16 protein-coding genes, 1 pseudogene and 1 riboswitch are annotated in these 23,899 nt (G+C 72.1%); of the genes and pseudogenes, 7 read left to right on the top strand and 10 right to left on the bottom strand.

What is annotated here, in order from left to right:
* Positions 1-68 precede the first annotated feature (68 nt).
* Together AB0903_RS23990 and AB0903_RS23985 are read right to left on the bottom strand one after the other, a co-directional pair.
* Positions 69-2,516 (bottom strand): DUF5682 family protein, encoded by a 2,448-nt coding sequence (locus AB0903_RS23990; RefSeq protein WP_366705978.1) that lies wholly within the window; start codon positions 2,514-2,516, stop codon positions 69-71.
* Positions 2,513-3,625, bottom strand: coding sequence for an AAA family ATPase (locus AB0903_RS23985; protein ID WP_366705976.1), 1,113 nt, complete (start codon positions 3,623-3,625; stop codon positions 2,513-2,515). The genes AB0903_RS23990 and AB0903_RS23985 overlap by 4 nt, the downstream gene beginning before the upstream one ends.
* A 302-nt stretch (positions 3,626-3,927) precedes the next feature.
* Here AB0903_RS23985 and AB0903_RS23980 point away from each other — a divergent pair.
* Both AB0903_RS23980 and AB0903_RS23975 read left to right on the top strand, forming a co-directional pair.
* Positions 3,928-5,299, top strand: a pseudogene (locus tag AB0903_RS23980) (SWIM zinc finger family protein).
* Between the two features lie 78 nt (positions 5,300-5,377).
* Positions 5,378-6,991 (top strand): DUF5691 domain-containing protein, encoded by a 1,614-nt coding sequence (locus AB0903_RS23975; RefSeq protein ID WP_366705974.1) that lies wholly within the window; start codon positions 5,378-5,380, stop codon positions 6,989-6,991.
* Positions 6,992-7,546: 555 nt separating this feature from the next.
* Here the strand turns inward: AB0903_RS23975 and AB0903_RS23970 are convergent.
* Complete coding sequence (locus AB0903_RS23970) at positions 7,547-7,954, bottom strand: cobalamin B12-binding domain-containing protein (RefSeq protein WP_264246628.1); 408 nt, start codon at positions 7,952-7,954, stop codon at positions 7,547-7,549.
* Positions 7,955-8,329: 375 nt separating this feature from the next.
* Between AB0903_RS23970 and AB0903_RS23965 the strand changes: the two genes are divergently transcribed.
* Together AB0903_RS23965 and AB0903_RS23960 are read left to right on the top strand one after the other, a co-directional pair.
* Positions 8,330-9,142, top strand: coding sequence for an alpha/beta fold hydrolase (locus AB0903_RS23965; RefSeq protein WP_366705972.1), 813 nt, complete (start codon positions 8,330-8,332; stop codon positions 9,140-9,142).
* A gap of 234 nt (positions 9,143-9,376) precedes the next feature.
* On the top strand, positions 9,377-10,996 hold the full coding sequence (locus AB0903_RS23960) for a M23 family metallopeptidase (RefSeq protein ID WP_366705970.1): 1,620 nt from the start codon (positions 9,377-9,379) through the stop codon (positions 10,994-10,996).
* 122 nt (positions 10,997-11,118) lie between these two features.
* On the opposite strand, the gene pcrA is transcribed toward AB0903_RS23960, so the two are convergent.
* A complete protein-coding gene (pcrA, locus tag AB0903_RS23955) occupies positions 11,119-13,584 on the bottom strand; it encodes a DNA helicase PcrA (protein WP_366705968.1) in 2,466 nt (821 codons plus the stop codon).
* A 252-nt stretch (positions 13,585-13,836) separates the two neighbouring features.
* A riboswitch (cyclic di-AMP (ydaO/yuaA leader) is annotated at positions 13,837-14,029 on the top strand.
* Position 14,030: 1 nt separating this feature from the next.
* On the opposite strand from pcrA, the gene AB0903_RS23950 reads away from it, so the two are divergent.
* On the top strand, positions 14,031-15,215 hold the full coding sequence (locus AB0903_RS23950; protein WP_366705966.1) for a C40 family peptidase: 1,185 nt from the start codon (positions 14,031-14,033) through the stop codon (positions 15,213-15,215).
* Between the two features lie 62 nt (positions 15,216-15,277).
* On the opposite strand, the gene AB0903_RS23945 is transcribed toward AB0903_RS23950, so the two are convergent.
* Positions 15,278-15,631, bottom strand: coding sequence for a hypothetical protein (locus AB0903_RS23945; protein WP_366705964.1), 354 nt, complete (start codon positions 15,629-15,631; stop codon positions 15,278-15,280).
* Positions 15,632-15,974: 343 nt separating this feature from the next.
* Here AB0903_RS23945 and AB0903_RS23940 point away from each other — a divergent pair, with 343 nt between their 5' ends.
* Positions 15,975-17,024, top strand: coding sequence for an NlpC/P60 family protein (locus AB0903_RS23940; RefSeq protein WP_366705963.1), 1,050 nt, complete (start codon positions 15,975-15,977; stop codon positions 17,022-17,024).
* Positions 17,025-17,110: 86 nt separating this feature from the next.
* On the opposite strand, the gene AB0903_RS23935 is transcribed toward AB0903_RS23940, so the two are convergent.
* Both AB0903_RS23935 and AB0903_RS23930 read right to left on the bottom strand, forming a co-directional pair.
* On the bottom strand, positions 17,111-17,800 hold the full coding sequence (locus tag AB0903_RS23935; RefSeq protein ID WP_366705961.1) for a response regulator transcription factor: 690 nt from the start codon (positions 17,798-17,800) through the stop codon (positions 17,111-17,113).
* Entirely contained in the window at positions 17,797-19,086 is a 1,290-nt protein-coding gene (locus AB0903_RS23930) for a PspC domain-containing protein (RefSeq protein ID WP_366705959.1), read from the bottom strand. The genes AB0903_RS23935 and AB0903_RS23930 overlap by 4 nt, the downstream gene beginning before the upstream one ends.
* Positions 19,087-19,261: 175 nt before the next feature.
* On the opposite strand from AB0903_RS23930, the gene AB0903_RS23925 reads away from it, so the two are divergent.
* On the top strand, positions 19,262-20,539 hold the full coding sequence (locus tag AB0903_RS23925) for a PspC domain-containing protein (RefSeq protein WP_366705957.1): 1,278 nt from the start codon (positions 19,262-19,264) through the stop codon (positions 20,537-20,539).
* Positions 20,540-20,731: 192 nt separating this feature from the next.
* Here AB0903_RS23925 and AB0903_RS23920 read toward each other — a convergent pair whose 3' ends face one another.
* The 3 genes from AB0903_RS23920 to guaA all read right to left on the bottom strand — a co-directional run bounded on the left by AB0903_RS23920 (position 20,732) and on the right by guaA (position 23,651).
* Positions 20,732-21,256, bottom strand: a complete 525-nt coding sequence (locus AB0903_RS23920) for a TQO small subunit DoxD (protein WP_366705955.1) — start codon at positions 21,254-21,256, stop codon at positions 20,732-20,734.
* A gap of 116 nt (positions 21,257-21,372) precedes the next feature.
* On the bottom strand, positions 21,373-21,969 hold the full coding sequence (locus AB0903_RS23915) for a Uma2 family endonuclease (protein ID WP_366705953.1): 597 nt from the start codon (positions 21,967-21,969) through the stop codon (positions 21,373-21,375).
* Between the two features lie 101 nt (positions 21,970-22,070).
* Positions 22,071-23,651 (bottom strand): glutamine-hydrolyzing GMP synthase, encoded by a 1,581-nt coding sequence (gene guaA / locus AB0903_RS23910; protein WP_366705951.1) that lies wholly within the window; start codon positions 23,649-23,651, stop codon positions 22,071-22,073.
* Positions 23,652-23,899 lie beyond the last annotated feature (248 nt).

Raw genomic sequence — 23,899 nt, 5'->3', positions numbered from 1 at the left:
GTCGGCGCTCGGGATGCCGGTGCTGCACGTACCGGTCCTGCCGCTCATGTTCGAGCCGGTGCTCGCCGTCATCGGGCCACCTCCGCCAGGTCGTTGTCGTCGATGCCGAGCAGCAGCCGCAGCACGGGAACCACCGCGTCCGCGCGCGCTGTGTCGAGGCCGGGGCCGAAGCCGGGTGTGCCGACGGCCGTCCGAGCCGGTCCGGTCGCCGCCGGTCCGCGCCGGACGAGCTCGCCGAGCGTGCGGCGCACGCCCGGTTCATAAGCGGAGAAGGTGCGCCGCAGCAAGGGCAGCACATCGGTGAACGCTCCGGCCGGTACGCCGGACAGCCACGCGTCGACGAGGCCCAGCAGGCGCTCGTCGTGGACCAGGAGCAGCCCTCCGCCGGACGCGCCGCCGACGAAGCCCTCGATCCAGGCCGCCGCTTCGGCCGGTTCCGTGCCCCGAGAGAGCGCGAGAGCCATCAGGCGCGCGGCGTCGTCCTCCTCCAGCCGCCCTTCATCCAGCAGCAGCCGGGCCGCGCGCCCGCGGATCACTCCGGCTACGGAGTCGCGGGCCGCGAGCTTGCCCAGCACGGACCTCCAGCGTTCGCCCGTGCCGCCGGCGTCCGGGAGCAGGGCGACGGCGGTGTGCACGCCGTCGAGACGCTCGCGCATCTCGGCCGCCCCGTCCGCGTCGAGCCCGACGCAGGCGGGCGGCAGGCCGACACAGATCCGCTCGGCGAGCCCCGCGGCGACCTCGCCGAGCGCGGCGGTGTCGGTGCTCCGCACGTCCCCGTACCGCAGGGAACGGGCCAGCGCGGGCAGGGCCTGGGCAAGGTGGCCCACATCGGCGTCGAGAGCGGCCCGGTCGGCGAGTGTCCTCATCACCACGGGGAGCACGTCGGGCAGTTCCGCGAGGAGGCACTGCTCGGCGAGTGCGGTGATCTCGGCGAGCGCTGTCGCGGAGACGGCCCGCGTCTCGGCCTTGGCGGTGGCGGCGGCGAGCACCGTCGTACCCCAGACGCCGGCCTCCGCGACCCTCACGGACAGCTCGGGCTCCCAGCGCAGCCGCCAGCTCTCCCGGAACGTGCCGGTGCTCCCCCGGCTTGTGACCGGCTCGCCCCAGCCGACCGCGAGCAGCCGCAGCCGGTGCAGCAGTCGGCTCCTGGCGGCGTCGTTCTCCTTGCGCAGATCGAGGTCCAGCTCGCGCTCCAGGGCCTCCGGCTTGAGCCGCAGGCTGCGCTGCTGCCGAGTCAGGTCCCGCTGGAGCGGCACGGCGGGCGCCGTGTCGGGCACCTCTCCGAGGACGTCCCCGACGATCAGCCGGTCTCTGACGAGGTCGAGCGGCACGTCGGAGCCGTCACACATCACGGCACGGACGGCGTCGACCGTCTCGGTCAGCCCGGCGAGCGGCCTGCCTCGCATGACGGCCAGCGTCCCGGCGAGCCGGACGGCCTCGATGACATGGGCCGACGACACCATGCGGTCCTCGTCCCGCAGCAGCCTGGCGACCTTGGTCATCCAACGCTCGACGGGCCGGTTGGGCGCGCCGAAGAGATGCCCGTACCAGCCCGGCGAGTCGATGCCTGCGCCGTACCCGGAGCGGCGGGCCAGCCTGCGGTGTGTCCAGGGCACCCAGGTCGTCTCGGTCCTGACCTTGGGAAGACCCTTGAGGAGGGCCTTGTCGGCGGTGACCGTCGTCTTCGCCTGGAGCGCCGGGACATGCCAGGCGCCGCAGACGACGGCGACGGCGGCGCCACCGAACTCCTTCCCGGCCGCGCGGAGCTGGAGCCGCATATACGCCTCGCGGACGAGATCCCGGTCGTGTCCCCCGTGGCCGTACGTCTCCCGGAGGGCGGTCATGGCCTCCCCGAGCGCGGCGAACGGCGCGAACGGGCCGGCGCACGGCGTGAACGGATCGGCGCACTCTTCGGCACCGCCCGTGGCGTACGCGCCGCGCGCCGTGTCGGCGACGTCAGCGGCGACGTCAGCGGCGACGTCCGGGGACGCCGGGCTCCCGGGAAGGGCATCCCCGCCCGCCGTGGACGCCCGCGCGCCGTGGCCGCCGCGCAGCTCGACGACGTCCTCCCACCACCGCTCCGGGTCGTCGTAACCGGCAGTTGCGGCGAGCACGGCGATCGGGTCGATCCGCACATCCGCCGTCTCCTCCGCCTCCCCATCCGACTCACGCTGCTCGTCACGCGACTCGTCGGCCATCGCGAGTGAATGCGTCGCGGGCAGATCGATGAAGCGCACCACGGAGCCGTTGGCCAGCGCCCACCGGATCGCCACCCACTCGGGGGAGAACTCGGCCAGCGGCCAGAACGCGGCCCTGCCCGGGTCGTCCGTGGCGTGGGCGAGCAGGGCGACCGGCGGGCGCATCCGCTCGTCGGCGGCCAGCGGCAGCAGGGCGTCACCCTCCGGCGGGCCCTCGATCAGAACGGCCGCGGGCGCGGCCGCCTCCAGCGCGGCCCGCACCGCCCGGGCAGAGCCGGGTCCGTGATGGCGGACTCCGAGCAGGAGCGGGCCGGTCATGCGCTCACCTCGCGGCAGGCGCGGTAGAAGTCCTTCCAGCCGTCCCGCTCGCGGACCACGGTCTCCAGGTACTCCTGCCAGACGACCCGGTCGGCCGCCGGGTCGCGCACGACCGCGCCGAGGATGCCGGCCGCCACGTCCCCCGGCCTCAGCACGCCGTCACCGAAGTGCGCGGCCAGCGCAAGGCCGCCGGTGACGACGGAGATCGCCTCGGCCGTCGACAGCGTGCCGGACGGCGACTTGATCTTGGTGCGGCCGTCGGTGGACACGCCGTCGCGCAGCTCACGGAAGACCGTGACCACGCGGCGGATCTCCTCCAGGCCCTCCGGCGCGGCCGGCAGGTCGAGCGAGCGCCCTATCTGGTCGACGCGCCGCGACACGATGTCCACCTCCGCCTCCGGCGTCTGCGGCAGGGGCAGCACGACGGTGTTGAACCGCCTGCGCAGGGCGCTCGACAGGTCGTTGACCCCGCGGTCGCGGTCGTTGGCGGTGGCGATGAGGTTGAAGCCGCGGACGGCCTGCACCTCCTGCCCCAGCTCGGGGACGGGCAGCGTCTTCTCCGAGAGGATCGTGATGAGCGTGTCCTGGACGTCGGCCGGGATACGGGTCAGCTCCTCGACCCGCGCGGTCATGCCCTCGGACATGGCACGCATGACCGGGCTGGGGACCAGCGCGTCGCGGCTGGGGCCGTGTGCCAGCAGCTGCGCGTAGTTCCAGCCGTAGCGGACGGCCTCCTCCGGAGTACCGGCCGTGCCCTGCACGAGGAGGGTGGAGTCGCCGCTGACGGCCGCTGCCAGATGCTCCGACACCCACGTCTTCGCGGTACCCGGCACGCCGAGGAGCAGCAGGGCCCGGTCGGTGGCGAGCGTGGTGACGGCGACCTCGACGATCCGGCGGGGCCCCACGTACTTCGGCGTGATCACGGTGCCGTCGGCGAGCGTGCCGCCGAGCAGATAAGTGGCCACGGCCCACGGCGACATCCGCCAGTTCACCGGCCGCGGCCGGTCGTCGAGCGCGGCCAGCGCCCGCAGTTCGCCGGAGAACGCGTCCTCCGCGTGCGGCCGCAGGGCCTCGGCTCCGGTCGTCGCGGCGGTTTCTGACACGGTCATGGAATCCCCCTCCAGATCGTTCGACCCGATGTGGGAACAACCGTGCACCATGCCACTGACAACAGCCCGGACACCGCGACATGACCGCAGGTCAGCAGTGCAATGTCAGAAGATCCGTGGTGGCCGTGGATCGGGCCGGGCAGCCGCGCGGGGCGACCGGCAGCGGCCCACCGGCATGCGTGAGCGGCCCACCGGCGACCGGCAGCGGCCACCGGCGTGCGGCAGGGGCGGGGGCAGGGGCAGGGGCGGGAGCGATCAGGCGTTCGGGGTGATTGTCAGTGGTCGGCCGTAGCGTCGTTCCCATGCTTCTGACAAACGGGGAAACGGCGTCGCCCGCCACGACTCAGGGCGCCCGTTGGGCGACGGAGCAGGTGCTGTCACTGGCGCCTGACGACGCGTCGCGCAAGGCGGGAAGCAAGCTGGGCACGGCCGGGCCCTGGTCCGCCGCGGGCTGTGACGGTGCGGGGGCGGTGTGGGGCATGTGCAAGGGCAGCGGCAGCAAGCCCTACCGGACCGTCGTGGACACCACGGGCCCGGCGTACAGGTGCAGTTGCCCGAGCCGGAAGTTCCCGTGCAAGCACGCGCTGGGGCTGCTGCTGGTCTGGGCCTCCGACGAGCAGACCGTGCGGGGCACCGACTCCGCCCCGGGCTGGGCGGAGGAATGGCTTTCGGCGCGCAGGAAGCGCACCACCGGCAAGGATCAGTCGGACACCGCCCCGGACGCGGGCGGGAAGAGCGTCGACCCGGACGCCGCCAGGCGGCGGGCCGAGCGCCGCGCCGAGCGGATCACCGCGGGCGCCACCGAGCTGGAACAGCGCCTCGCCGATCTGCTGCGCGGCGGCCGGGCAGTCCGGGTACGGGCTGTGGGAGGAGACCGCCGCACGCATGGTGGACGCCCAGGCTCCCGGACTCGCGGCGCGGGTCAGGGACTTGGGGGCGATCCCGGGCTCAGGGCCCGGTTGGCCGGTCCGACTCCTGGAGGAGTGTGCCCTGATCCACCTGCTGGACTCCGCCTGGCTGGGGCGCGAGCGGCTGCCGGAACCGCTGGCCGCCACGGTCCGCACCAGGGTCGGGCTCACCTCCGCCGCCGACGGCCCGGCCGTCCGGGACCGCTGGCTGATCCTCGCCCAGTACGACTCCTTCGACGGCAAACTCACCACCCGCCGCGTCTGGCTGTACGGGCGCGCGTCACAGCGGGCCGCTCTGCTGCTCTCCTTCGGTGCGGCGGGACGCGCGCCCCAACTCGCCCTGCCCGTGGGGCTGATGATCGACGCCGAGGTCACCGCGCACACCGGCAGCGGCCCGAGGGCCGAACTGGGTGAGCAGTTCACCCTGCCGGTCGCCATCGACTCACCGCCGCCGGGCGGGCCGTGCGCCGGTGCGGTCGCCGCGTACGGTCAGGCCCTGCGCGACGACCCGTGGCTGGATTCCTGGCCCGTCACCCTCACCGGTGTCATACCCGTGCCCGACGGCGAAGGATGGCAACTCGCCGACGCCGACGGCAGGGACACACTGCCCGTCGCGCCCGCAGCGCTCGCCCGACCCGGGCTGTGGAAGCTCGTGGCGCTCGCAGGCGGCCGGCCGGTCACCGTCTTCGGTGAGTTCGGCCACCAGGGGTTCTCGCCGCTGACGGCGTGGCCCGCGGACATGTCCGAGACGGTCCCGCTGACCTGAGCTTCGATTCTGAGCTTCGATTCTGAACTCCGATTCTGAACTCCGATCTGAACGCCCGGGAACGGGAGGGAGAACCCGATGACCCGCACCGCCAGTACGTCACCGTGGGAAGAGATCGTCACCTCGGCGCTGCTCGGCACCGTCCGGCGGACGCCGTCCGCCGGACTGACACCCGCCGGCAAGGACGCACCCGTCGCCCTGCTCGACGCCGCCGCGCTGCACACCGTACGACGCCGGGCGGGACTGCGCCCCGCGGCGTCGGCCGGCGGCACGACGGATCCCGCGCCGGACGACGCCCGCCCCGCGTTGCCGGAGCCTGCGAGGCGGCGGCTCGTACAGCTGCTGGCCGACCGTGCCGGGACCGCCGGCTCCGGCGGCCGGCGCGGCACCGCCCCGGACCTCACCGAGCTGCTGCCCCAATGGCTCGCCGCCGCCAACGATCACGGCTACCGGGCACCGGCATCCACCCTCCCCGCCCTGCTGGACGCCGCCCGGGCCCGTACGGACCTGCGCCCGCGGGCACTGGAGTTCGCCGGGCCGCGCGGGCTGTGGCTCGCGCGGCTCAATCCGGAGTGGAAGTACGCGCTGCGCGGCGGGTCCGCGGGCTCCGCCCTGCCCTCCGTGGACGACGCGGAAGCCGTACGGACGCTGTGGGAGGAAGGGCTGTTCGCGGAACGGGTCGCGCTGCTCGCCGCCGTCCGCGCCCATGACTCCGGGGCCGCCCTGACGCTGCTCGGCACCACCTGGTCCACGGAGCGGGCCGAGGACCGGCTGATGTTCCTCGACTCGCTGCGGGCCGGACTGTCCGACGCGGACGAGCCGTTCCTGGAGCAGGCGTTGTCCGACCGCAGCCGCAACGTCCGCTCCACGGCCGCGGAACTCCTCTCCGCACTCCCGGGCTCCGCGCTCGCCGGCCGCATGGCCGCGCGTGCCGCGTCCTGCGTCGCCATCGACCGCAGCGGTGACACGACGGCGGCGATCGCCGTGGAGGCGCCCCACGAGTGCGACGCGGACATGCAGCGTGACGGCATCGTCCCCACCCCGCCGTCGGGACGTGGTGAACGGTCCTGGTGGCTCGGGCAACTGGTCGAGGCGGCCCCGCTGTCGGTCTGGCCGGGCCGGCTGGGCGGGCGCTCCCCAGACGAGATCGTGGCACTGCCCGTCTCCGACGGCTGGGCGGACGAACTGCATGCGGCCTGGTGCCGGGCGGCGGCACGGCAGCGCGACGCGGACTGGTCCCGCGCCCTGCTCGGCTCGCCCGGCACGCCGCCGTCGACCGGGCCGGGCACGACGTCACCGGCCGAGCGGTCCAGGCTTCTCGCCGCGCTGCCGGAGGCCGAACGGGCCGCCTGGGTGGCCCGGTTCATCGCCGCGCACGGTCTGCCCGAAGCGTTCCAGCTGCTCGGCGTGTGCGCGGTGCCGTGGGCGGAGCCGCTGGGACAGGCGGTCGTCGACGCCCTCGAGATCGCCCGGGACGCCGGCAGCTATCCATGGAGCTTCAGCGGTGTGATGGGTCTGGCGGAACGCTGTCTGTCGCCCGAGGAAGCCACCCGCCTGGAGGTCCTCACGGCGACGCCCGACGATCAGGAGGGCGCGTCACCGGGAGCGGGAAGCTACTGGTCGGAGGCGTTCCAGCGCCTCGTTGCCACGCTGCGTCTCCGGGCGACGATGTCCAGGGAACTCGCCCCGTAGCCCGGGACACCCCCGTGGCGGACCCGGCCCCGGCCGGTGGTGGGCCCCCCGTCGGTGGACGGCCCCCGGCCGGTGGTGGGCCCGGTCAGTGGTCGGTCCCGGTCGGCGCGTGCGACCGATACCGACACCGGGGCGGGCCGCAGGTGCGGTGCCCCTGGGCGGGGGTGGCCAGCGCGTGCGACCGACACCGGGGCGGGGGCGCGCCGTGGGTACGGTGCCCCGGGCTCCGGTCGGCGCGTGCGACCGATACCGACACCGAGGCGGGCCGCAGGTGCGGTGCCCCTGCGCGGGGTGGCCGCGCCGGTGCGCCGATCGTCGGGCGCGGCTGCCTCCGCTGCCACTGTCCCCTCGGGGCCGGGGCAGGGCCTCGTTTCAGGGCCCGCAGGGCCGGCCGCCCGCACGGGCGCGTTCGCGCGGGGCCGGGGCGAGCCGGGCCGGCGCGGACGGGCCAGTGCCGGCACGCAAGCCGGACAGACGCGGCCCCGCCCGGTGGAGGCGTATTCCGAAGCGGGCCACGTCCGGAAACGTGGGCCCGGTCCGCCGCCCGCCAGAGGGCTACGCCGCTACGCGGACGTTCGCGTTGACCCAGTCCACGATCGACGCCGTCGTGGCACCCGGCGTGAAGATCTCCGCCACACCCTGTTCCTTCAGCGGCGCGATGTCCGCCTCCGGGATGATCCCGCCGCCGAAGACCTTGATGTCCGCCGCGTCGCGCTCCTTCAGAAGGGCGATGACCTTCGCGAAGAGCGTGTTGTGCGCGCCGGAGAGGATCGACAGGCCGATCGCGTCGGCGTCCTCCTGGATCGCCGTGTCGACGATCTGCTCGGGCGTCTGGTGGAGCCCGGTGTAGATGACCTCCATACCGGCGTCGCGCAGCGCCCGCGCGATCACTTTGGCGCCGCGGTCGTGGCCGTCGAGACCCGGCTTGGCCACCACCACGCGGATCGGACCAGTCACACCCATCACTGCCTCCTGGCTCCCCGCGGCCGTACCGGGACGCGGGGAAGTGAACGAACGTTATCTCCAGCATCCCGCACGTGGCCGTTTCGCGGCGCACCGGGAGGGGGAAATCACACGTGGGACATTTTCGCCGAGCGTCGTACCCGCTCCAGACACCGCGCACGCCCCCCGCGCGGCCCTGCGGGCACGACCGCGCGGGAAGCCGCCGCAGGTCCACAACAGGTCGCCGTACCACCGCACCGACAGCCGCACGGCGCGGTGGTACGGCGACACCGGGCTCCGGAGACGTTCGCGTCGCGCCCCGGCCCGGGTCGTGCGCGCTTCCCATGAGGGCACGCGGGGCAGAGCCGCCCCCGCCGTGCCGTACGGGAGGTCGTCGTGAGGACCCCAGGTCTGCCCGCCGCGCTGCTGCGCGCCACCGCTCTGGAGCTGGTGATCCTCGCCGGACATCTGCTCCTCTACCCCACCGGCCTCGCTCCGGAGCGCCACCCCCGCGCCCGTCGCGTGCCCGGCCTGCCGAGGTCGTCCGCCGCCGTTCCGACCGTGCTGCTGCACGGCTTCGCCGACAACCGCTCGGTGTTCGTGCTGTTGCGCCGGGCCCTCGCCCGGCGCGGCCCCCACCCTGTCGAATGCCTCAACTACTCGCCCCTCACCTGCGACATCCGTGCCGCCGCGGATCTGCTCGGCCGCCATGTGGAGGAGATCTGCGCACGCACCGGCCACCACCGGGTCGACATCGTCGGACACAGCCTCGGTGGTCTGATCGCGCGCTACTACGTCCAGCGCCTCGGCGGTGACGGGCGGGTCCGCACGCTGGTGACGCTCGGCACGCCGCACTCCGGCACCACCGTCGCGCCGATCGCGAGCGTGCACCCGATCGTGCGGCAGATGCGGCCGGGTTCGCCGGTGATCGAGGAGCTGCGGCTGCCTGCGCCGGGCTGCCGCACCCGGTTCGTCAGTTTCTGGAGCGATCTCGACCGGATCATGGTGCCCGTCGAGACGGCCCGCGTCGACCATCCGGACCTGCTCGTACAGAACGTGCGGGTGAGCGGAGTCGGCCATCTCGCGCTGCCGGTTCACCCCGCGGTCGCCGACGGGATCCGCGAGGCCCTCGAGTCGGGCGTGTCAGACATCGACGGTTCCGGTGGCGCTTCCTCCGGTTCCGCGTCGGCGCCCGCATCCGTCGCCTGAGCCACCCGACCGGCACTGCCTGTCGAACACTTCTCGAACATAGGGCCAAAGGTCCGGCCATGGACCGCCGAAACGCGACCGAATGCCCGTTTCCTGATTGCGTAGATGCCGCCGAAGATTGTCGCCGTCGCGTACCGCCGGGTACAGTCGCGCCACTGCTTCCCCCCGGGACCCCCCGTGCAAACAGGCGGCCCCGGAAAAACAGGTCCTGCTGCCGAGGCGAGAGAGAAGTTGGTGAACGACCAGCACGCCCACGCCGGGTACGGCGGCCACGCCACCGGCAGCTTCGACTCCGATCCGCTCTTCGGGGCCCTCCCCGGCGGCTACGAGGCGGGCCACAGCGGCCAGTACGACTCGTCCCAGTGGGGCACCGACGCCAACGCGACCGTCGGACACGACGGCTACACCGACATGGCGCTCCAGGCCCAACAGCCGCAGCAGGACCAGAGTTACGAACAGCAGCAGTACCCGCAGTACGCCACGACCGGCGAGTACGACACCACCGCCGGCCAGTACGACACGACCGGCCAGTGGGACGCGAGCGCCTGGAACGAGGCGGGCGGAACCGGCCAGTACGAGACGGCCGCAGCGACCTTCGCCTACGACGCGAACGGCCAGTGGGCTCCCGGGACTTTCGAGAACGGCACCTTCGAGAACGCCGGCTACGAGAGCGGCAGCTACGACGCCACCGCCTGGAACTCCTCCGCGACCACCGCGCCGGACGGGCTGATCCCGCAACAGTTCGTTCCGGGCCAGGGGTTCGCACAACCCGCCGAGTACGAAGCGCACGACGCCTACGCCGCGTACGAGACACCCGACGCGTACGGCGGCGGCTACGAGCCCGTCACTTCCGAGACCGAGGCCGCCACCGAGCCGGCGACCGAGCACGGGGCCGGACCGGAAGCCGGCTACGCCGCCACGGAGTACGAGCAGGCACCCGCCACGGAGTACGAGCAGGCGCACGGGGCCGAGCACCAAATCGCCGGAGCTGAAGCCGGAGCCGAAGGCGAGCCCGAGGGCGACTCGAACCACACTGCGATGACCCAGACGATGACCGCGGTACCGGTCGTACCGGCCGCCCCCGTCGAACGCCCGGTGCGCCGTTCCGGCGGCAGCCGCGGGCGGCGCCGGACGCCGGCCAAGCGCTCCGCCCTCCTCAGCGTCGCCGTGCCGTCCGCCTGTGTGATGGGGGTGGCCGGTGTCGCCGCCGCCTCCGTGAGCGGCCTCGGCGGTGAGACGAAGGACGACAAGAGCACTGTCGCGGCCCCCGACCCCGGTTCCGTGGAGCCGGTGGCCGCCAACAACGCCATGGACACCCAGCTCGCCGCGCTCAGCGCCGACGCCCGTGACTTCGGCGACCGCGCCTCCCGCACCCAGGAGCGCATCGACCTCAAGGCGCGCCAGGCGGCGGAGAAGAAGAAGCGCGAGGAGGAGGCGGCACGCCGCGAGGCGCTGCGCCCCAAGTTCATGCTTCCGGTGAAGCTGCACCAGCTGAGCGCCTACTACGGGCAGTCCGGCGTCAACTGGATGTCGTTGCACACCGGTATCGACTTCCCCGTCCAGTACGGGACTCCGGTCATGGCCGCCACGGACGGCACGGTCCGCACCCAGTGGAACAGCGCCTACGGCAACATGGCCATCGTGACGGCCCCGGACGGCACGGAGACCTGGTACTGCCACCTGAGCAGCACCAAGATCCGCAGCGGTTCGGTCAAGGCCGGCGACGTCATCGCCTACTCCGGCAACTCGGGCAACTCCACCGGCCCGCACCTGCACTTCGAGGTCAGGCCCGGCGGCGGCGCGGCCATCGACCCGCTGCCGTGGCTGCGCAGTCACGGCGTCGATCCCACCTAGGACCCGACGCCGAAGGAACCGAACCAACGATGGCGGCCCCCGAGGGGGCCGCCATCGGCGTCAGATGCCTCGGCGTCAGGGGCTTGCGACCGGCGCCGTCGCAGCCCTCCCGACCGACGCCGTCAGAGCTTCTCGACCGGCGCGTACCGCAGCAGCAGCCGCTTGGGTTTCTCGTCCCCGAAGTCGATCGTCGCCTGCGCCTCCGAGCCCGAGCCCTTCACCTCGATCACGGTCCCGAGGCCGAACTGGTCGTGCGTGACCCGGTCGCCCACCACCAGCGAGATCACCGGCTTGTCGCTCGTGCGCCGCGTGGCGAAGCCGGACGCGCCCCCGCGCGAACGGGAGGACGACAGCGAGGACGCGATGCCGGACGTCGGTCCGGCGGGCGCGGCCATCGGGCCCGTCCGCTTCCATGTCAGGTGCTGGACGGGGATCTCCTCGAGGAACCGCGAGGGCGGGTTGTACGAGGGCTGGCCCCAGGCGCTGCGCATCGACGACCTGGTCAGGTAGAGCCGCTCGCGGGCGCGTGTGATACCCACGTACGCCAGGCGCCGCTCCTCCTCCAGTTCCTTCGTCTGCCCCAGCGCCCGCATGTGCGGGAAGACGCCGTCCTCCATGCCGGTCAGGAACACGACGGGGAACTCGAGGCCCTTGGCGGTGTGCAGCGTCATCAGCGTGATGACGCCGGTGCCCTCGCCGTCCTCGTCCGGGATCTGGTCGGAGTCGGCGACGAGCGCCACCTTCTCCAGGAACTCGGCGAGCGTCCCCGCGCCTTCCTCGTCCCCGCGCTCCTGCTCGAACTCGAGCGCCACGGACGCCAGTTCCTGCAGGTTCTCGATACGGGTCTCGTCCTGCGGGTCCGTGGAAGCCTGCAGTTCGGCGAGGTAGCCGGTCCGCTCCAGCACGGCCTCCAGCACGACGGCGGGGCCCGCGCCCGAGTCGGCGACGGTACGCAGCTCCTCCATGAGCACGTTGAACCGCTTGACCGCGTTGGCGGAGCGGGCCGCCATACCGTACGCCTCGTCGACCCGCTTCAGGGCCTGCGGGAAGGTGATCTTCTCGCGGAGCGCGAGAGCGTCGACCATCGCCTCCGCGCGCTCGCCGATGCCGCGCTTCGGCACGTTCAGGATGCGGCGCAACGGGACGTTGTCCTCGGGGTTGGCGAGGACGCGCAGATAGGCCAGCACGTCGCGGACCTCCTTGCGCTCGTAGAAGCGCACACCGCCGACGACCTTGTAGGGCAGGCCGACGCGGATGAAGATCTCCTCGAAGACACGCGACTGGGCGTTCGTACGGTAGAAGACGGCGACGTCGCCGGCCTTCGCCTCGCCCTGGTCGGTGAGCCGGTCGATCTCGTCGGCGACGAACTGGGCCTCGTCGTGCTCGGTGTCCGCGACGTAGCCGGTGATCCGGGCACCCTCGCCCGCGTTCGTCCACAGGTTCTTGGGGCGGCGGGACTCGTTGCGCTCGATGACGGCGTTGGCGGCGGACAGGATCGTCTGGGTGGAGCGGTAGTTCTGCTCCAGCAGGATCGTCGTCGCGTCCGGGTAGTCCTCCTCGAACTGGAGGATGTTGCGGATGGTCGCGCCGCGGAAGGCGTAGATCGACTGGTCGGCGTCACCGACGACGCAGAGCTCGGCCGGGTCGAGGTCCTCGTAGCCGGTGCCGACCAGTTCGCGCACGAGCGTGTACTGGGCGTGGTTGGTGTCCTGGTACTCGTCGACGAGGACGTGCCGGAAGCGGCGGCGGTAGTGCTCGGCGACGTCCGGGAACGCCTGGAGCAGGTGGACCGTCGTCATGATGATGTCGTCGAAGTCCAGGGCGTTGGCCTCGCGCAGCCTCGCCTGGTACATCCGGTACGCCTCTGCGAGCGTCTTCTCAAAGCCTCCCCCAGAGCCTTCGGCCTGGGAGGCACCCCCAAGCGCCTGGTCGGCGAAGGTCTCCTCGTCGATCAACTCGTTCTTCAGGTTCGAGATCTTGGCACTGAAGGACTTCGGCGGGAACTTCTTCGGGTCGAGGTCCAGATCGCGGCAGACCAGTGACATCAGCCGCTTCGAGTCGGCGGCGTCGTAGATCGAGAACGACGAGGTGAAGCCGAGCTTCTTGGACTCGCGGCGCAGGATGCGCACGCACGCGCTGTGGAAGGTCATGACCCACATGGCGTTCGCCCGCGGGCCCACCAGCTGCTCGACGCGCTCCTTCATCTCACCGGCGGCCTTGTTGGTGAAGGTGATCGCCAGTATCTGGCCGGGGTGCACATGCCGGGTCCCCAGCAGATGCGCGATGCGGTGCGTGAGCACCCGGGTCTTGCCCGAGCCGGCGCCGGCCACGATGAGCAGGGGCGACCCCGTGTGCACGACGGCGGCACGCTGCTGTTCGTTCAGCCCGTCGAGAAGCGCGGCGGGGTCCACGACGGGGCGCGGCGCGCCGTCGCGGTAGTACCCGTCGCGAGCCGGAGGCACGTCGAAAGCGCCCTGGAAGAGGTCGTCCGGGACCTGTTCCGGAGCCGAATCCTCGGGCGGCGGTGGATGCTCGTCCCCGTGGGGCTGGAGATCCGCCAGGAAGCTGTCGTCAAAGAGGCTGCTCATCGCCTAACGAGTCTAGGCGGCCGCACCGACAACCGTGGCCGCACGGCAACACCGGAAGGCGGCCACGATCGGTGACGGGACGAATCCGCCAGGCGACAGATCCTCCACCGGAGGCCCGGCCCGGGCGACCCGCCGAAAAAGGTCACGAACATGTATCGGACAAATCGAACATCAACCTTCACAGCAGCTGCACGAGTTGGCTAGCGTGCTCGACCAGGCGGCCCGCACCCCTCCCGGCGAACCACGCCGAACGGGCGGCCTGCGCCGAATCCGACCTCCCGCCATGGAAGTTCGGAACCGGGGACCCACCCTCCTGACGTCGTCTTCGACGCAGGAGGCCCAGCACCACCGGGGTGAATCGGACCGCGCTCCACTCGGTCCGTAGGGCACCTTCCGTTCGCCCGAACCCGACAGCTAACCCGGTAGGCGGTCCACGGAAGAAGGAGATGCCGGCCTTGGCGTCGCATCGCAAGCCCCGCAGCCGAACCGCAAAACCGTCCTCCGCCGTCGGGTTCACCACCGCAGCCCTCGCAGGTGTGACCCTGCTCTCCACGCAGAGCGCGACCGCCGCGCCCTCCGAGCCGAAGCCCAGCATCGAAGAGGTGCAGAAGAAGGTCGACGACCTGTACCGGCAGGCCGGCAGCGCCACGCAGGAGTACAACAAGGCCAAGGAAGCCACCGGCGAGAAGCGCCGGGAGGTGGACCAGCTCCTCGACGAGGCGGCCGAGCGCACCGAGAAGCTCAACGTGTCCCGCCGCGCCCTCGGCAACTACGCGGCCGCGCAGTACCGCACCGGCTCCGTCACGCCCACCGCCGCGCTGATGTTCGCGGACAGTCCGCAGGCGTACTTCGACCAGACCCAGCTGATGGACCGGATGACGGACCAGCAGCGCAGAGCGGTCAGCGAGTACGAGACCGAGCGGGCGGCGGCGGCCAGGCAGCGTGCGGAGGCGACCAAGCGTCTCGAGTCGCTCACGGACTCCCAGGAGGCGCTGCGCACCAGCAAGCAGACGGTGCAGACCAAGCTCGCGGAGGCGCGCACCCTGCTGGCGACGCTGACCGCGGAGGAGAAGGCACGGCTCGCCGCGATCGAGCGGAAGAAGGAGGAGGAGGCCCGCCGCAAGGCCGAGGAGAAGGCCGCGGCGGAGGCCCGCGCCAGGGCGGAGGCCGAGCGGCAGCGCGCGGAACGCGAGACGCCCCCGGTCACGGACACCGGCACCGGCACCACCGACCCGGGGACGGGCACCGGCACCGGCACCGGCACGGACGACGGCACCTACACGGCCAAGGCCGACAAGGTCCTCGCGTTCGCCCGCGCCCAGATCGGCAAGCCGTACGTCTGGGGCGCGACGGGCCCGAGCTCGTACGACTGCTCCGGCCTCACACAGGCCGCGTGGAAGGCGGCCGGGGTGGACCTGCCGCGCACCACGTGGGACCAGGTGAAGGTCGGCACCCGCGTCGCCACGGCGGATCTGCTCCCCGGTGACCTGGTCTTCTTCTACGACGACATCAGCCACGTCGGGATCTACATCGGCGACGGCAAGATGATCCACGCCCCCAAGCCGGGCACGAACGTCCGCGAGGAGTCCATCTACTACATGCCGATCCACGGCAGCGTCCGCCCCGCCTGACCCCGGACGCACGAGTGCCCGGGCGGCCGGAGCCGCCCGGGCACTCGTGCGTCCGGTCCGGATCAGGTCCAGAGGGTGGCGATGAAGATGTTGGCCGCGGTCAGGCCGCCCACCGCGCCGAACAGCGCCTTGTCGACCTTCTCCTCGTCCCGCTTGACGTACACGAGGCCGAGGATCACCACCAGGACCGCCAGCTTGACGCCGATCTTGACGTTGTTCACGGCCTGGTCGTCGGCCTGGTTCAGACCCACCAGCGCCACGCCCGTGACCAGCATCGTCAGCGCGCCGTGCAGCATCGCCGGATTGAAGCGGGCCGTGCCCTCTCCCATGGCCTTCATCTGGGTCAGGAATCCGCCCAGCAGCGAGGCGATACCGATGACGTGCAGGGCGACGAAGACATTGATGAGTACGTCCATGGCCGGAGCCTAACCCTCCCCATACCACCGCCCGTCGGGGAGGTGGGCCTGCTCCGCCACATCGGTCGGCAGGCCGCGGCAATGCGGCCCCGGGGCGTCCAGCGCGTGATCAGCAACCGGTCCAGAGCGTCCATCTTCGGTACTTTGCGGTCCTTCCGCCCCCTCCCCGTGACCGCGGCGTCTAGCGTCCTGCCCCAGGTGGCCGACTCCCCACCCGCCGTCGTACAGCCGGACGGCACTCGGCCGCCACCGCCGGGAGATCCGGCGGCGGGCCGCTCCCCTGTGCGGCCCGCCGCCGGACGCGAACGGCGGCAGCGAACGACGGAAGGACGTGGAAGCCCTCGTGGCAGCCCACCGGAAACCAAGGCCGCGCCTGTTCGGCGGCCAGGCCGCCCGTACCGCGATCACTCTCGCCCTCGCCGGCGCGGCGACCGGCACCGCGTTCGAGGGCTCGGGTCACGCAGAGCCCCGCCTCACCCCCGCGCAGGTCAAGAGCAAGGTCGACAAGCTGTACCAGGAGGCGGAGGCCGCCACCGAGAAGTACAACGGCGCCAAGGAGCAGACGGAGAGCGCCCGCAGGTCGCTCGACGCGCTGCGCGACGAGGCGGCGCGCAGGACCGAGCGGTTGAACGCCTCACGCAACGCGCTCGGTTCGGTCGCCACGGCCCAGTACCGCGACGGCGGCATGGACCCCGGCCTGCGCCTCGCACTCACCTCGGACCCGGAGGAATACCTGGAACGCGCCGCCCTCGCAGAACGGGTCGGCGCACGGCAGGCCGCCGCGATCGCCGGGGTCCACCGGCAACTGAGGGACCTGGAGCACCTCAAGACACAGGCCGCGGAGAAGATCGCGACGCTCGAGGCCCGCCGCAAGGAACTGGCCGGTCACAAGGCCACGGTCCGCGGCAAACTCAAGACCGCCGAGCGGCTGCTGGCCGAACTCACCGCCGAGCAGCGCGCCGCGTACAACAGCGGCGGCTCCACCCCGGCGCCCGCCAGGGCCGACCGCACCGACACCCCCCGGGGCCCCCTGCGGGCCCCCGGCAGCCGGGCCGCACAGGCCGTCGCCCACGCGTACGGGGCGCTCGGCAAACCCTACGTGTGGGGCGCGACGGGTCCCGGCTCCTACGACTGCTCCGGCCTCACCCAGGCCGCCTGGCGCTCCGCGGGGGTGTCGCTGCCGCGCACCACGTACACCCAGATCAACGCCGGCGAGCGCATCCCCCGCTCCCGACTCGCCCCGGGGGACCTGGTGTTCTTCTACTCGGGCGTCACGCACGTCGGGCTGTACATCGGTGGCGGCAAGATGATCCACGCGCCGCGGCCCGGCGCCCCGGTGCGGATCGCGCCGATCGACGAGATGCCGTTCGCGGGAGCGACCCGTCCCGCGTGACGGCAGTGCCGCGGTGCCGCCGTGGCGTGTCCCTCACCCGGAGCCGGTCACAGGGACCGGTCACGGGGACCGGTCACAGGGGCCGGTCACACCAGGCGGCGGGCCGTCGCCCACCGGGTCAGCTCGTGCCGGTTGGACAACTGCAGCTTGCGCAGCACGGCGGAGACATGCGACTCGACGGTCTTCACCGAGATGAACAGCTGCTTGGCGATCTCCTTGTACGCGTACCCGCGTGCGATCAGCCGCAGCACCTCCCGTTCCCGCTGCGTCAGCCGGTCCAGGTCCTCGTCGACCGGCGGCGCGTCCGTGGAGGCGAACGCGTCCAGTACGAAGCCGGCCAGCCTCGGAGAGAACACCGCGTCGCCGTCCTGCACCCGGAAGACCGAGTCGACCAGGTCCGTGCCGGTGATGGTCTTGGTGACATAGCCGCGGGCACCGCCCCGGATCACGCCGATCACGTCCTCCGCGGCATCGGAGACCGACAGCGCCAGGAAACGCACCGGGTTCTCCGCCGCGCCCATCAGCGGGGCGCAGCGACGCAGCACCTCGACCCCGCCCCCGCCGGGCAGATGCACGTCGAGCAGGACGACCTCCGGCCGGGTCGCCGTGATCACGGTGACCGCCTGGTCGACGTCGGCGGCCTCGCCGACGACCTCGACGCCCGTCCGCTCGGTCTGCCCGATCTCGGCCTGCACACCGGTGCGGAACATCCGGTGGTCATCGACGAGCACGACCCGTGCCCGTCGCTCCTCGGTCTGTTCTGCGCCCTCGGTCATCCGTCCGCCCTCTCCATCTCGAGCTCCACTTCCGTGCCGTCCCCGGGCACGGAACGCAGCCGCGCCGTACCGCCGTTGCGCTGCATACGGCCGATGATCGACTCCCTGACGCCCATCCGGTCCTCCGGTACGTCGTCCAGGTCGAAGCCCGGCCCCCGGTCCCGTACGGACACGAAGACCGTACGGCCCTCGACCTCCGCGAACACCTGCACCGCCCCTCCCGCGCCACCGTACTTGGCGGCGTTGACCATCGCCTCGCGCGCGGCCTGCATCTGCGCCGCCAGTTTCTCGTCGAGCGGGCAGTCGCCGACGACGACCACCTCCAGCGGGACCCCGTGCTTGTCCTCGACCTCGGCGGCCGTCCTCTTGACCGCCTCCGCGAGGGTGGCGGGCTCCTCGTCCTCTTCCTTGCCGGTGCCCTCCGGCTTGTAGAGCCAGTTTCGCAGCTCGCGTTCCTGGGCGCGGGCGAGCCGTCGGACCTCTCCGGCGTCACCGGCGTTCCGCTGGATCAGGGTGAGCGTGTGCAGTACGGAGTCGTGGACGTGTGCGGCGACCTCGGCCCGCTCCTGGGCACGGATCCGCATCGTCCGCTCCTCGGAGAGATCCTGCGTCATCCGCACCAGCCAGGGGCCCGCGAGCAGGGCGGCACCGGCGATGACGGCAACCGCGGCGGTCAGCACGTTGCCCAGTTGGGCGGCGGATCCGCGGACCACCATGAAGACGGTCAGGCCCATACCGACGAGCGCGACGCCGGCCAGCGTCCGGGCCAGCTGGAGCAGCCGCCGGCGGCGCCCGACGTCGGTCCAGCGGGCGCGGCGGGCGTTGTCCGCCTGACGCCAGACCAGGATGACGCCCGCGCCGATCAGCAGTGTCGGCCACACGTAGCGGTTGCTGCCGCGCATGTCGACGTTGCCGACGAACACCGCGGCACCGAAGAGCAGCGCGAGCATCGCGAAGAGCTGGCCCTTGTCCGGCTTGCGCAGCCTGCGGCGCCCGTCGGGAGTCGTCTCGAACACCGAGCGCGGCTCCTCCGTCCGGCCGCCGACCCCGAGCGGCACGACGATCCAGAACACCGCGTAGAGCACCGCGCCGAGACCGTCGACCAGGAACAGTCCGAGGAAGACCAGGCGCACCCAGACGACCGGGAGCCCCAGATGGCCGGCCAGACCACGGGCCACCCCGCCGAGCATCCGCCCGTCGGCGCTGCGGTACAGCCTGCGCAGAGCCGGCTCCTCCGGCAGGGGTGCGTGGGAGGAACCGGTGGTTCCCGGAGTGGCGACTGGCATGCCTCGATCGTCACACGTGGGAACCCGGCGCGGTATCAGGGTCGTCCCTGAACCGCTCCCCGGCCGGCCCCGGCCCTTCCCTGATCCGGCCGCGGTCGTCTCGGGGTCGGATTTCAGGGAAGGGCCAGGGTCGGCCGGGCTCCCGCCGCCCGGCCCCGGCGGTCACCATGGACTCATGACAGAGCAGCCGACCGTCCCGCCCCCCGAGGCGCCGCAGCTGCGCCGCTCCCCCCGCCACAAAGTGGTGGCCGGTGTGTGCGGCGGACTGGGCCGCTACTGCGACGTGGACCCGGTGATCTTCCGGATCGCCGTGGGCGTGCTGTCGGTGACCGGCGGCATCGGGCTGATCTTCTACGGGTTCGCCTGGCTGCTGCTGCCGTCGGAGGACGACGAGGAGAACGAGTTCCGCCGGCTGCTGACCGGCCGGGTCGACGGCGCGTCCCTGACCGCCGTGCTCCTCGCGCTGATCGGCTGCGGACTCTTCCTCTCCATGCTGGGCAACGGCGGAGCCCTCTTCTTCGCGGCACTGCTGTCACTGGCCGTCGCCGGTGCGGCCGTCTGGTCCCAGCGCCGTCGCCTGGCGACGAACGACGGCGCCCCGAGAGACGCGGCGACGGCCCACGCGGTCGCGGAGGCCCCGCCGGAGACCAAGGCGCCGCCCGTGCCGGAAAGCCCCTCCTGGTGGCGCGACCCGATCGTCAAGGACGGCACCACCGGGCCGGTCCCGACCGGCTACCTGTGGGGCCCGGAGTCGGCCGTGGCGGACGCCGCGGCGCCCGCGGCCCGCACCGGTCACGGGCCCGCGGCGCGGCAGTACCGGGGCCCGCGGGGCATCGGCGGACCGGTCTTCCTGCTCGCGCTGCCGGCGGGCGGCCTGGGGACCGGGCTCAGCTGGGAGGGACAGCCCCTGGGCACGGCGCTGCAGATCGGTCTGGTCGCCGCGCTCACGGTGTTCGGCCTGGGCCTGCTGGTCAGCTCGGTGCTGGGCCGCACCGGCTTCGGCACGGTCCTGATGACGCTGGTCACGGCCGGGCTGCTCGCGGGTGCCTCCGCGCTGCCGAAGGACATCGGCACGAGCTGGGGCGAGCGGACCTGGCGGCCCGCGACGGTCGCCTCCCTCGAACCGCTCTACGAGCTGGGCACCGGAGCCGGCACGCTCGACCTCTCCGCCCTGACCGTGCCCTCCGGCACCACACTGTCGACGCGGGCCGAGATCGGCGCGGGCCATCTCAGGATCGTCCTGCCGCAGGACGCCACGGTGCAGGTCGACGCCGAGGTCGGCGTCGGCGACATCCGGCTCCCCGGCGAGGCGGCCGAGGACATCGACGTCAGCCCCGGCCAGGACCGCCGGCACACACTGGCGCCGCCGGCGGGAGCCGAGCCGGCGGGCAGGCTGGAGCTGGAGCTGGAAGTGGGCATCGGACAGGTGGAGGTGACCCGTGCCACGTCATGAGTCCGCGTCAGGACCCGGCCGCGCGTATCTGCACGGCTTCCGCCCCGCCGGGATGATCGCCGGGCTGAGCGTACTGGCCGCTGCCCTGCTCTACGGCGGCGACGCCGGCGGCGCCTGGAACACGCCCTGGTGGGTGGCTTTCCCCGTCGTGGGCGGCGGACTCTGCCTGGCGGGGACGGTGGCCGCGCTGCACTACGGAGTGCGCCGCCGCCGTTCCGCGATCAGGGCGTCGAGGGAGAACATCGACGCGCCCGCGAGTACCAACGGGAGCCAGGCCATCAGATAGGCCAGGTCGTTGCCGTAGTAGTACGGGTCGGTCTGCCAGCTGACGGTCAGCCACAGGCTCAGCGAGATCAGCGCCCCGCCGAGGGCGGCGAGCCGGGCCATCAGGCCGACGAGGGTGCCGATGCCGACGGCCAGCTCCCCGAGGGCGATGGCGTAACCGAAGCCCACGGGGTTCTTCAGCGCCAGGTCGACGAGTGCCGGAATCGCGGAGGTGTCGCGCACACTGCTCATCAGCTCCCCGATGGAGCCGGTACCGGTGGCCGACATGAAGGCACTGTCCGTGAGTTTGTCGAGTCCCGCGTAGATGAAGGTCACGCCGAGGAAGATGCGCAACGGCAGCAGGGCGTACCGGCCGGCCTGCTCCTTCCAGCCTCTCGGCCCCTCCTCGGGCGTGTCCTCGCCCCATGTGGTCGCCCGGTGCGTGTGTGTCATCACTCGTCCCCGTCTGCAGTCGATCAGTTCAATCGACCATACGTATGCCGAGGCCGCGCCGCTCACCAGCTCGGCGACGCAGTCTGTGACAGAACTGGATCGTCGGAGGGGACGCGTCAGAGGGTGTCGATGTCCGCGAGGTCGATGTCGATGTCGAAGGGGGCGGAGAGCTTGAGCCGGTCGTGGAAGGTGCCGACGGAAACGTAGACGCGCCTCTCCTTGTCCAACTCGTGGACGTGGACGACGGGCCGCTGTTCCGGACCGGCCATCTCGACGAGCCAGAAGTACGGGATCCCGGCACCGGCGTACTTGTGCGGCTTGGTGTCGCGATCGCGGGACTCGGAGTCCGGAGAGACCACCTCGACCGCAAGCAGTACATCCCTCACCTGGAAGTACGTCTGCTCGCGGTTCCTGACCGCCTCGGCACGCACCACCGAGACATCCGGCTCGGGGCCGTTTCGCCTGTCGAGCGCCACCGTCATCTCGCGCCGCACCTTCAGCTCGGGCGGCGCGGTCCTGCGCAGCCCGCTCATCAGAAGGTCGATCACGATGCTGTGAAAATCCCGCTGCGGACTCACGAAGACCAGGCTCCCGTCGATCAGCTCGGTGTGCGGCGGGAGGTCGGGCAGCGTCAGCAGGTCGTCGACGGTGTATCCGTCCTGCGGCGGCACCGGCCAGGTGTGCGAGACCTCAGCGATCATGGTTCCTCCCATGGACGGGACTCTGCTCCGTACGAGCAGCCTACCCACGGTGAACGCCGACGCCGCCACTCAAACGAATGAGCGACGGCGTCGGCGTTGACCCTGCGGAGGGGTCACTCCCACTCGATGGTGCCCGGGGGCTTGCTCGTCACGTCGAGGACCACGCGGTTCACGTCGGCGACCTCGTTGGTGATCCGGGTCGAGATCTTCGCCAGCACGTCGTACGGCATCCGCGTCCAGTCGGCCGTCATCGCGTCCTCGGACGAGACGGGGCGCAGCACGATCGGGTGGCCGTAGGTGCGGCCGTCGCCCTGCACGCCGACGCTGCGGACATCGGCGAGCAGCACCACCGGGCACTGCCAGATGTCCCGGTCCAGACCGGCCGCCGTGAGCTCCTCACGGGCGATCGCGTCCGCCTCGCGCAGCAGGTCGAGCCGTTCACGGGTGACCTCGCCGACGATCCGGATACCGAGGCCCGGGCCCGGGAACGGCTGGCGCTGGACGATCTCGTCCGGCAGGCCGAGCTCCTGGCCGACCATGCGGACCTCGTCCTTGAACAGCTGGCGCAACGGCTCGACGAGTTCGAACTCGAGGTCCTCTGGCAGACCGCCCACGTTGTGGTGCGACTTGATGTTGGCGGTGCCGGTGCCGCCGCCGGACTCGACGACGTCCGGGTAGAGCGTGCCCTGGACGAGGAAGGCGACGTCCTCGCCGTGCTCGGCCTCGGCCACGATCTCGGCCTGTGCCTGCTCGAAGACCCGGATGAACTCGCGTCCGATGATCTTCCGCTTCTCCTCGGGGTCGGAGACCCCGGCCAGCGCCTTCAGGAAGCGCTCCTGCGCGTCGACGACCTTGAGCTGCACGCCGGTCGCCGCGACGAAGTCCTTCTCGACCTGCTCGGTCTCGCCCTTGCGCATCAGGCCGTGGTCGACGTACACACAGGTCAGCTGGGAGCCGATGGCCTTCTGCACGAGGGCCGCGGCGACCGCGGAGTCCACGCCGCCGGACAGACCGCAGATGGCGCGCTTCGTGCCGACCTGGGCGCGGATCGCCTCGACCTGCTCCTCGATCACATTGCCCGTGGTCCAGTTCGGCTCGATGCCGGCACCGCGGTAGAGGAAGTGCTCGAGCACCTGCTGGCCGTAGGTGGAGTGCATCACCTCGGGGTGGTGCTGCACGCCGTACAGCTTCTTCTCGTCGTTCTCGAAGGCGGCCACCGGCACGACGTCCGTGGAAGCGGTGACGGTGAAGCCCTCGGGAGCGGCGGAGCAGGCGTCGCCGTGCGACATCCACACCGACTGCTCGTCCGGGGTGCCCTCGAAGAGCGTCGAGCCGCTCTTGGAGACGTGGAGCGGCGTACGGCCGTACTCCCGCGCCCCGGTGTTGTCGACGGTCCCGCCGAGCGTCGTCGCCATCAGCTGGAAGCCGTAGCACATGCCGAAGACGGGGACGCCCGCCTCGAAGATGGCACGGTCCAGGCGCGGGGCGCCCTCCGCGTACACCGACGAGGGCCCGCCGGAAAGGATGATCGCCCTCGGGTTCTTGGCCAGCATCTCGGCCACCGGCATGGTCGAGGGGACGATCTCGCTGTAGACCCGGGCCTCACGGACGCGGCGGGCGATGAGCTGGGCGTACTGCGCACCGAAGTCGACAACGAGCACGACGTCGGGGGCGGCGGAGGGTGCTGCGGGCACGGGGCTGCCTTCCGGCGGGGAAAAGGGTCTGCTTTGTCGATTCTACCGGCGCGCCGGTAGACACTTTTCGTCTCACCATCCGAACCGCTTTTGGCCTCCACGGCCGGGCCCGGTCCATACTGTCCGCATGCAGAAGCAGCTGACCTTCGTCTTTACCTATGGCACCGGCCCGTCCGGCTGCCATGGTCGCGCTGCTTGATCAGCTGAACAGCGACTTCCCAGGCGCCCCGGGCCGACAAGGCCCGGGG

Source organism: Streptomyces sp. NPDC048389, assembly GCF_040706335.1.
Classification (GTDB): domain Bacteria; phylum Actinomycetota; class Actinomycetes; order Streptomycetales; family Streptomycetaceae; genus Streptomyces.
This window is presented reverse-complemented; position numbering and strand designations above follow the sequence as displayed.